General features: G+C 66.6%; 12 protein-coding genes and 1 pseudogene. 11 read left to right on the forward strand and 2 right to left on the reverse strand.

The window, feature by feature from the left end:
• The 9 genes and pseudogenes from A9X01_RS02430 to A9X01_RS02470 all read left to right on the forward strand — a co-directional run.
• The coding region (locus tag A9X01_RS02430) for a metal-dependent hydrolase family protein (RefSeq protein WP_155771885.1) at positions 1-836 on the forward strand (836 nt) is incomplete at its 5' end.
• A 14-nt stretch (positions 837-850) separates the two neighbouring features.
• Entirely contained in the window at positions 851-1,303 is a 453-nt protein-coding gene (locus tag A9X01_RS02435; RefSeq protein WP_065119143.1) for a MarR family winged helix-turn-helix transcriptional regulator, read from the forward strand.
• Between the two features lie 62 nt (positions 1,304-1,365).
• Positions 1,366-1,662: pseudogene (locus tag A9X01_RS02440) on the forward strand (2Fe-2S iron-sulfur cluster-binding protein); the annotation flags it as partial.
• A 5-nt stretch (positions 1,663-1,667) separates the two neighbouring features.
• On the forward strand, positions 1,668-2,414 hold the full coding sequence (locus A9X01_RS02445; RefSeq protein WP_065119144.1) for an SDR family NAD(P)-dependent oxidoreductase: 747 nt from the start codon (positions 1,668-1,670) through the stop codon (positions 2,412-2,414).
• 32 nt (positions 2,415-2,446) lie between these two features.
• Complete coding sequence (locus tag A9X01_RS02450; protein ID WP_065119136.1) at positions 2,447-3,709, forward strand: aromatic ring-hydroxylating oxygenase subunit alpha; 1,263 nt, start codon at positions 2,447-2,449, stop codon at positions 3,707-3,709.
• A gap of 1 nt (position 3,710) precedes the next feature.
• On the forward strand, positions 3,711-4,046 hold the full coding sequence (locus tag A9X01_RS02455) for a hypothetical protein (protein WP_065119137.1): 336 nt from the start codon (positions 3,711-3,713) through the stop codon (positions 4,044-4,046).
• Positions 4,047-4,082: 36 nt separating this feature from the next.
• Positions 4,083-4,928: a TauD/TfdA dioxygenase family protein gene (locus A9X01_RS02460; RefSeq protein ID WP_065119138.1), complete on the forward strand. Its 846-nt coding sequence runs from the start codon at positions 4,083-4,085 to the stop codon at positions 4,926-4,928.
• A gap of 30 nt (positions 4,929-4,958) precedes the next feature.
• Positions 4,959-5,810, forward strand: coding sequence for a glycoside hydrolase family 16 protein (locus A9X01_RS02465; RefSeq protein WP_253848891.1), 852 nt, complete (start codon positions 4,959-4,961; stop codon positions 5,808-5,810).
• 172 nt (positions 5,811-5,982) lie between these two features.
• Complete coding sequence (locus A9X01_RS02470) at positions 5,983-6,813, forward strand: glycoside hydrolase family 16 protein (RefSeq protein WP_065119139.1); 831 nt, start codon at positions 5,983-5,985, stop codon at positions 6,811-6,813.
• Between the two features lie 5 nt (positions 6,814-6,818).
• On the opposite strand, the gene A9X01_RS02475 is transcribed toward A9X01_RS02470, so the two are convergent.
• Positions 6,819-8,339 (reverse strand): glycosyltransferase family 39 protein, encoded by a 1,521-nt coding sequence (locus tag A9X01_RS02475; RefSeq protein ID WP_065119140.1) that lies wholly within the window; start codon positions 8,337-8,339, stop codon positions 6,819-6,821.
• A 49-nt stretch (positions 8,340-8,388) separates the two neighbouring features.
• Positions 8,389-8,625, reverse strand: coding sequence for a hypothetical protein (locus A9X01_RS02480; protein ID WP_065119141.1), 237 nt, complete (start codon positions 8,623-8,625; stop codon positions 8,389-8,391).
• A 96-nt stretch (positions 8,626-8,721) separates the two neighbouring features.
• Here A9X01_RS02480 and A9X01_RS02485 point away from each other — a divergent pair, with 96 nt between their 5' ends.
• Positions 8,722-9,045 carry a hypothetical protein gene (locus tag A9X01_RS02485; protein WP_065119142.1) on the forward strand — a complete coding sequence of 108 codons (324 nt, stop codon included), beginning with the start codon at positions 8,722-8,724 and terminating at the stop codon, positions 9,043-9,045.
• Between the two features lie 9 nt (positions 9,046-9,054).
• The coding region (locus A9X01_RS02490; RefSeq protein WP_253848889.1) for a muconolactone Delta-isomerase family protein at positions 9,055-9,449 on the forward strand (395 nt) is incomplete at its 3' end.

A 9,449-nucleotide genomic window follows, 5' to 3' on the forward strand; every position in this document is an offset into this window, starting at 1 on the left:
GCATCTATCCGGCGGGCCATGCCGTCACCCCGTACGGCGGGCACCTGGACCCGACGGTGTTTCAGCGGCTGGCGCCGGGGATCATGCCGTTGTCGGTCGCCGAGGGGATCGCCAACGGCGTGCCCGACGTTATCGCCTGTGTTCGCTACCAGATTCGCCACGGCGCCAAGCTGATCAAGGTGTCGGCCTCGGGCGGGGTCATGTCGCACAGCACCGCACCCGGATCCCAGCAGTATTCCGACGCGGAGTTCGCCGCGATCGCCGACGAAGCGCACCGCGCCGGGGTGCGGGTGGCCGCGCACGCCGTCGGTGACACCGCGATCCAGGCGTGCATCCGGGCCGGGATCGACTGCATCGAACACGGGTTTTTGGCCAGTGACGACACCATCCAGATGATGGCCGATCATGGCACGTTCCTGGTCTCGACCACGTACCTCACCGAGGCGATGGCGATCGACCGGATCGCGCCGGAACTGCGCAAAAAGGCCGAAGATGTCTTCCCCCGGGCTAAAGCCATGTTGCCCAAGGCGATTGCTGCGGGCGTACGCATCGCGTGTGGCACCGACGCACCGGCGATCCCGCACGGCCAGAACGCCCGCGAGCTGCTGGCCCTGGTCGACCGCGGCATGGCCCCGATGCAGGCGATCCGGGCCGCCACCGTGGTGGCCGCCGAACTGATCGACGCCGACGGCGAGTTGGGCAGGCTGGCTCCCGGCTACCTGGCCGACATCATCGCCGTGCCGGGCGATCCATCCCAGGACATCGGCACCACCCTCGAGGTGGCCTTCGTCATGAAGAACGGCGAGATATTCAAGTCCCCCGCGAGTGCTCCGTAATGACGGCCGACGACATCGAACTCACCGACAACATCCTCTGGCTGCTCAAGCAGGCGTTCTACTACTCGCTGACGACCATCAACGAAGCCATGAGCGGGCACGGCGTCAGCACGGCTCAGATCGGTGTGTTGCGCCAACTCGCGAATGAACCCGGCTTGTCGGGTGCCGATCTGGCCCGGCGGCTGTTGATCAGCCCGCAAGGGGTCCAGCTCGCGCTCACTTCGCTGGAGCGCCGGGGACTGGTGGAACGAAGGAAGAATCCCGCGCACGGCCGCATCCTGCAGGCCTACCTGACCGGTGAAGGACGCAAAGTCGCCGCCACTGTCGTCAGTGACGCGGTGGCCGCCCACGAGCAAGTGTTCGGGGTGCTCAGCCCCGCGGAGCAGGAGACCCTGCGGGAGTTGCTGGGCCGGGTGGTTGAGAAGGGAACGGGCCATGAGTTGTTCGCGGATCACGTCGACGAATGAGTCGTTTATCTAGTACTTGATAACATTGACAAGTAGTTGATACTCTAGGAGAGATGTCTGAGTCGCCAGCCTTGTCGTGCGTTGACGCCGCACAGGTCACCATCGACCTGGACGGGCGCACCACCGCGGTGTCCTACGCGCCAGGCGACACCCTGCTGCAGACCGCGCGGATGGCGGGGCTGTCCCCGCCGTCGTCGTGTGAAGTCGGTTCCTGCGGAACGTGTATGGCGCGATTGACCGAGGGCGGCGCGCGGATGCTGAACAACGACGCCCTCGAGGCGGACGAGGTGGCCGAGGGCTGGGTCCTGACCTGTCAGGCCCTGCCGACCACCCCGACGGTGCGGGTGGTCTACGAGTGAGCGGGGTGGCCCTCAGGGTCGCGGTGGTAACCGGGGGCGCCTCGGGCATCGGCGAGGCCACCTGCCACGAACTGGGCCGGCGCGGTCACCGGGTCGCGGTGCTCGACATCAACGAGGATGCGGCGCAACGGGTTACCGATAACCTGCGAGCAGACGGGATCACCGCGGCCGGCTTTGGCGCGGACGTCACCGATCGGGCTGCCGTCGAGCAGGCATTCGCCAAGATCCGCAGCGAACTCGGAGCTGTCTCAGTCCTGGTCACCAGCGCCGGGCTCTTCGGTTTCGCGCCGTTCCTGGAGATCACGACGCAGGACTGGGCCCGCATCGTCGATGTCAACCTCACCGGTACTTTCCATTGCTGCCAGGTCGCGCTGCCCGACATGCTGGCCGCCAACTGGGGCCGGATCGTGCTCATCTCATCGTCCAGCGCGCAACGGGGATCACCGTTCGCCGCGCACTATGCCGCGGCCAAGGGCGCGGTGCTGACCCTGACCAAGTCGCTGGCCCGCGAGTACGCGGCCCGGGGGATCACCGTCAACACCATTCCGCCCTCGGGCATCGAGACACCGATGCAGCACCAGTCGCAAGCGGCCGGCTACCTGCCGTCCAACGAACAGATTGCGAGCAATATCCCGGTTGGCTTCCTGGGCACCGGCGCCGACATCGCCTCGGCGGTCGGATTTCTGTGCTCGGATGAGGCCCGATTCATCACCGGTCAGGTCATCGGGGTCAACGGCGGGTCGGTGCTGTGAGTGCCTATGAGTGCTAGGACAAGGAGGCGAGGATGACGCGATCGGGCAGGCCCGCCGAGGGGTCGTGGACCGAGCGTTACCCTGAACTGGGTACCGGTCCAATCTCGTTCCGGGACTCCACATCCGAGGAGTTCTACCAGCTGGAGCGCGAAGCCGTCTTCAAGCGGGCCTGGCTCAACGTCGCGCGGGTGGAGGAATTGCCCCGCGCCGGTAGTTATCTCACCAAGGAGATCGAGGTCGCCCGCACCTCGGTGATTCTGGTGAAGGGCCGCGACGAGCGCATCCGTGCCTTCTACAATGTATGCCGGCACCGCGGAAACAAGTTGGTGTGGAATGACTTTCCCGGTGACGAGACCCGCGGCACCTGCCGGCAGTTCACCTGCAAGTACCACGGCTGGCGCTACGGCCTGGACGGCGCGCTGAATTTCGTGCAGCAGCAGTCGGAGTTCTTCGACCTGGATCCGGCCGAGTACGGGTTGCGGGCGGTGCACTGCGACGTCTGGAACGGCTTCATCTTCATCAACCTCGATGACGAACCGCGTCAAAGCCTGCGGGAATTCTTGGGGCCGATGATCACCGGTCTGGACGGCTATCCGTTCGACAAGCTGACCGAACGCTACGAGTGGGTGGCCCACAACAACAGCAACTGGAAGATCTTCGCCGACGCGTTTCAGGAGTACTACCACGTCCCGTCGCTGCACCCCCAGCAGGTGCCCGCCGCGGTGCGTGACCCCAATGCCGGATTCACCTGCGGCCATTTCCAACTCGACGGACCGCACCGGATGGTCTCGACAGCGGGACGGCGGCGCTGGTTACTGCCCGAGGAGTACATGTACCCGATCGAGCGGGCCACCCGCAGCGGGTTGGTGGGTCCGTGGCGCACGCCCGACATCGGCGAACTGCCGGCCGGGCTCAACCCGGGCGGGATCGAACCGTGGGGGATCAGCAACTTCCAGATCTTCCCCAACATCGAAATCCTGATCTACGGCGGCTGGTACCTGCTCTACCGCTACTGGCCAACATCGCACAACACCCACCGTTTCGAGGCCTACACCTACTTCCAGCCGGCACGCAGCGTGCGCGAGCGCATCGAGCACGAGGTCGCCGCGGTGGTGCTCAAGGAGTTCGCGCTGCAGGACGCCGGCATGCTCGGCGGGACCCAGGCCGCGCTGGAATACGGCATCGTCGACGACTTCCCGCTCAACGATCAGGAGATCCTGGTGCGCCACCTGCACAAGGTGGTGGTCGACTGGGTCGAGGCCTACCGCCGCGAGAAGACGCCGGCGGGGGTCTGAGATGGCCGGCAACATGCTGCCCAGCGCGTTCGCTGAGTTGGAGAAGTACGCTCAAACATGGTGTCTGGCAACGGAATCCGAACGCTGGAACGCCCGGGTGAACAGCACCATGCCGCAGTTGCGGGAGTTCTACGACGCTTTCTTCCCGCGCTTGGAGGAGGCCATCGACTACTGCGACAAGTTTGCGCTCGACGGGTTGCCCGATGACGCGCTCAACCTGCTGCACCTGATCTATTCGCTGATCATGGTCGCCATGGCGGTGGAAGTCATGCATCAGCCGGTGCCGGTGGATGCCGCGGACGCCGTGATGGTCCGCACCGGTGAGCCGGTGCCCTGAACCCGCTGCGGCAGTTGTCAACAGAAAGGTTCGGCCATGAGTGTGCTCACCATCAACAAGCTCACCGAGTCGGTCGGTGCGGAGGTCTGCGGGCTCGATCTCGCTGACGCGGCATCCGACGACTCGATCGGTGCGGCCATCCTTGACGCGCTGGAAGTCAATGGGGTGCTGGTCTTTCGGGGCTTGCAACTGGATCCCGAGGCGCAGGTCGCCTTCTGCCGGCGGTTCGGCGACATCGACCACTCGTCCGACGGTCATCACCCGGTGCCCGGCATCTACCCGATCACGCTGAATCCGGCGAAGAACTCCTCGGCGGCCTACCTGAAGGCCACGTTCGATTGGCACATCGACGGCTGCACGCCGCTCGGCGAGGAATATCCACAGAAGGCGACCATCCTGTCGGCCGTGCAGGTCGCCGAGTGGGGCGGGGAAACCGAATTCGCCAATTCCTACGCCGCATACGAGGCGCTCACGCCCGCGGAGAAGCGGCGCTTCGGGCCGCTGCGCGTGGTGCATTCGCTGGAAGCCTCTCAGCGGCGGGTGACCCCGGACCCGACGCCGGAGCAGTTGGCGCGCTGGCGATCCCGGCGCACCCATGAGCATCCACTGGTGTGGACGCACCGCAGCGGCCGCAAGTCACTGGTGCTGGGCGCCTCGGCGGATTACGTCGTCGGCATGCAGCCGGACGAAGGACGCGCGCTGCTGGCCGAGTTGCTCGACCGCGCCACCACCCCGGACCGGGTCTACAGCCACGCCTGGTCGGTCGGCGACACCGTCATCTGGGACAACCGCGGGGTACTGCACCGCGCCGCACCGTATGACCCGAACTCGCGGCGGGAGATGCTGCGCACCACGGTGTTGGGCGACGAACCCATCCAATAGCTTTTGCTATCGTCCCTTGCCATGTCACAGATGGACCGTCGCCGCATGCTGATGATGGCGGGATTCGGCGCGCTGGCGGCCGCCATTCCGGCCCCGGAGGCCGGGGCCGACCCGGGCCCGGCACCCGTGCCGGCGGCTCCGTCCGCGGGTACCACCGGGGGGTTCATCTGGCACGACGAGTTCGATGGACCGGCCGGCTCGGCGCCCGACCCGTCAAAATGGGCGGTGTCCAACTTCCGGACGCCGATCAGGAACCCGGTCGGCTTCGACCAGCCACAGTTCTGGGGCCAATACCGCGACAACCGCCAGAACGTCTTCCTGGACGGCAAATCCAACCTGGTGCTGCGCGCCACCAAGGACGGCGGCGGTTACTTCGGCGGCCTGGTGCACGGGCTGTGGCGGGGCGGCGTGGGGACCACCTGGGAAGCCCGGATCAAGATGAACTGTCTCGCCCCCGGCATGTGGCCGGCCTGGTGGTTGTCGAATGACGATCCAGGCCGCAGCGGTGAGATCGACCTGATCGAGTGGTACGGGAACGGCACCTGGCCGTCGGGAACCACGGTGCACGCCAACCCGGACGGCACGGCGTTCGAGACCTTCCCGATCGGCGTCGACGGCGGCTGGCACAACTGGCGGGTCCGCTGGGACGTCACCGGCATGTACTTCTGGCTCGACTATTCCGACGGCGCCGCCCCGTACTTCTCCGTGCCGGCCACCGGCATCGAAGACCTGAACGAGCCGATCCGCGAGTGGCCGTTCAACGATCCCGATTACACGGTGTTCCCGGTGCTGAATTTGGCCGTCGGAGGCTCGGGCGGGGGAGATCCCGCTGCCGGTTCGTACCCACAGGAAATGCTGGTCGACTGGGTGCGAGTCTTCTGATTTTGATGCTGAGGCGAGCATCACCGCGTGTGCAAGGTGCGATCGGCCCCCGGCGCATGGTTCTATAAGACCGTTTGTGAAAGCTCCCAGGGGGATGGCGCGAGTCGGAGAACCTGGCCGGGACAGGCCACGATCGGGCCTTGAACGGGAACTAAAGAACGGTGGTACCTGAATGGATCGTCGGAGCATGTTGTTGACGACAGGCCTCGGCATGCTGGCCGCCGCGGCATCGATCCCGATCCCCGAAGCGCAGGCGCACCCGGCGCCGCCCCAGGCGCCGTCGGCCGGCCCGTCGGGGCCCTACCTCTTCTCCGATGAATTCGACGGCCCAGCCGGCGCCGGTCCGGACCCGGCCAAGTGGACCGTGCAGACCTGGCAGGACGACGTGTTCCCGCCGGTCGACGGGATCTACCGCAATGACCCCAGCAATGTCTTCCAGGACGGCAACTCCAATCTGGTGCTGCGGGCAACCAGAGATTTCAACGGCGCCTACTACAGCGGCAAGCTGCGTGGCAACTGGCGCGGCATGATCGGCACCACCTGGGAATCGCGGATCAAGCTCGACTGCCTGAGCCCCGGGTTGTGGCCGTCGTTCTGGGCGGTCAACGAGGATCCGCTGCCGGACGGTGAGGTCGACGTCTTCGAGTGGTACGGCAACGGCGACTGGGCCCCCGGCACCACGGTCCACGCGGCATCCAACGGCAAGACCTGGGAGGGCAAGTCGATCCCCGGTCTGGTGGACGGCAATTGGCACACCTGGCAGATGCGCTGGGACGTTGACGGTTTCAAGTTCTCGCGGGACGGCGCGCAGTACTTCGCCGTGCCGCCCAAGCCGATCCACGTGCACGGCGGCGCGCCGGACGATTTCCGGTGGCCGTTCAACAACCCCGGCTACTGGATGTCACCGATGTACACCCTCGCCGTCGGCGGCGTGGGGGCCGGCGATCCGGCCGGGGGCAACTTTCCGGCTTCCATGCTGATCGACTACATCCGCGTCTGGTAGCCGTCCTACCGGACGGCCTCAATGACCTGGACCAGGTTGAACTGCCAGCGCTCCACCAGGCGGAACCCCAGGTCGTGCGGCACCGCGAACGCAGGAGTCGCTCCGTAGAGTGGTCCCGGCGGCAGCGCTGAGCCACGCTCGTGCGCGGGTACCGCCGCGTCGGCCTGGGTGATGATCCAGACGACCTTGCAACGACTCAGCGGCGCGGCGACGACCTCGGGGATCAGGTTGGTGTCGAACACGTCGTTGGTCTCGGTGGCCCGCTTCCACAGGGTCAGGTCGTTCAGTTTCCGGTAGACGTCGGGGCGGGCGGCCAGCAACGGCCGCATCGGCGCGGGCATGAAGGTCACCGTGTCGTTGACGAGAAGGCAGTCACCCGGCGCCGCGCGCGCCGAGATCAGGTCGGCGACCTGGCTGTAGTCCATCCCGTATTTGGCGTACGGGTTGCGTTGCGTCCGAACATAATTCGGGACGGCGGCGATCGTCAGGATCAGCACCAGGGCCACCGCCACCCAGGGTTTGGTGGCCACCGCGCCGACGCAGACGGCCAAAGCGATCGCCATCGCCGGGGCGGTGAAGGTCAGGTAGCGGGGCGTATAGATCGGGTGGGTCAGCACCGACCCCAGGATGATCAGCGCGGTCGGTATCACGAGCCAGGCGATCGACAGGGTCAGCAACTGACGATCCGCGAGGGTGAAAGGGCGGGATGAGCGCACCCAGCACACGATGGCCGCGAGGACGATCAGCGCCGACAGGACCGCGAACACCGGATTCCGTTCGAAGTACTGCTGGATCACGACGTCCTCGATGGTGCGGTGACCGATCGGCGCGACCCATTTGATCTGGTGCGCCTGCCTGACCACGGCCAGCGCGAAGGGCGTCAGCGCGACCACCGCGGTGGCAGCGGACACGGCGAACGGCAGCAGTACCTGTCGTCGTCGCTGGAAGACGTAGATGAACAGCGCGTGCGCCGCCAGCAGCAACACCAGATACAGGTCGAGCACGATCGAAAGGGCAAGTGCCACGCCATAACTCGCCCACAACCAGCCGCTCCGGCGGCGCACGGCGTACACCAGCAGGACCGTCAGCCAGACCGCGGCCGTCATCGACATGGCCGATGGGCGCGCCTCGATGCCCGCCCAGGTCGTCCGGGGCAGAATCGCGCAGATCAGGCCGGCAACCACCGCGACGGTCCGAGACGACAACTGTCGGCCGAGCACCACCACCCCGGCCGCGGCGATACCGACGGCCAGGCCGCTCGGTGCGCGCGACCAGAACTCGGTGGGCGGGAAGATCAGGAACCAGCCGTGCATCAGCAGGTAGTAGAGGCCATGAACGGCATCGACGTTGCCCACCATCTGCCACAACTGGGCGAGGGAGCGACTGTACGCGGCCGAGATCGTGGCCGCCTCGTCGTACCAGAACGAGGGTCGCGCGGCCCCACCCAGGCTCACCGCGGCGGCCAGTACACCAACCCACACCGGATCCCACGGATGGGGCCGCGACTCGTCTGCCACACCGGTCATGTTGCCAGGGTGGCCGGGCCTACCCGGGGAGCCAGGCCCCCGGTATCCCTTAGTTAGTCAGGTACAGGTACCAGAGGCCGTCCGCGTGCTGACGGCAGTCCCAGTGCGTGTACGCCGCGTCGTTGTGGGTGATCTCGACGTGCGGTCCGTCGGCCTGGCAGGCGGCCTCTGTCACGTAGTTGCCCTCCACCTGCACCTCGTCGGCGTTTGCCACACCGACCGCGGTGGTCATGCAGCCCAAGGCCACAATGCCCGCGGTGACAGCCGCTTTCACGTGGATTTTCATGTATCGCCCCTCCGGAAGTTGGTGTTGATCATTAGTTGCCCAAGCGGTCGTCGGCGAAACCTGTGTCAGAGCGTTATTCGAACGTATGATCGATTGGTGGGACGGCTCGCATCGATCGGTTACAACGGGCAGCCGGTGCGCGGTCCGTTCCGTCCGGTCCGCCCGCCGATCTCGGTATTGGTTGATCTCACGGTGCTGTTCCCGCGCGAGCCGCACCGCACGGGGCGCTACCACCCGAACGGACTGCAGCTGCACAAGGTGGTGGAGGGCAAGCTGAGCTGCTGGGGCATCTGCGAGCAGGGCGACTGGTGGGGGCTGGTGACCTACCCGGTCGACTTCGGCTCCAAGCAGAAAACCGTGACGCATTGGATTCCGGCCTGGACGTTGCGCCGCAAGGCCGAGCGCCCGGCGCGGGAATAGAGTCTGTTCGTGGAGTTCCTGGTCGCGATGGCCACCGAGGTGCCCGACGGGCGCGGGGCTGCCCGCGCACCCGAGCTCGCAAGGCACAAGCGACTGTTGCGGCTGTGGCGCGCGCCGGGCCGGCCAGGCGAATCGCGCACCTTCGGACTGTTCTCGGCCGCCGACCGGGACGAGTTCGAGCAACTGCTCGCCGGGATGTCGCAGGCTGGCAGCGTCACGCCGTTGGGCGCGCACGACAACGACCCGGCGGCCGCCGGAGTGGTCGGCCGGCCGGGCAAGGGCCCGGAATTCCTGATCAGCATGACCCTGACGGTCCCGCCGGGGGTCCCGGCGGCCGCCGTCGACGACGCCTGCGCGCGCGAAGCCGAACAGACTCACGACCTCGCCGTGCGGGGGCATCTGCT

The organism is Mycobacterium asiaticum (genome assembly GCF_001668675.1).
GTDB lineage: Bacteria > Actinomycetota > Actinomycetes > Mycobacteriales > Mycobacteriaceae > Mycobacterium > Mycobacterium asiaticum_D.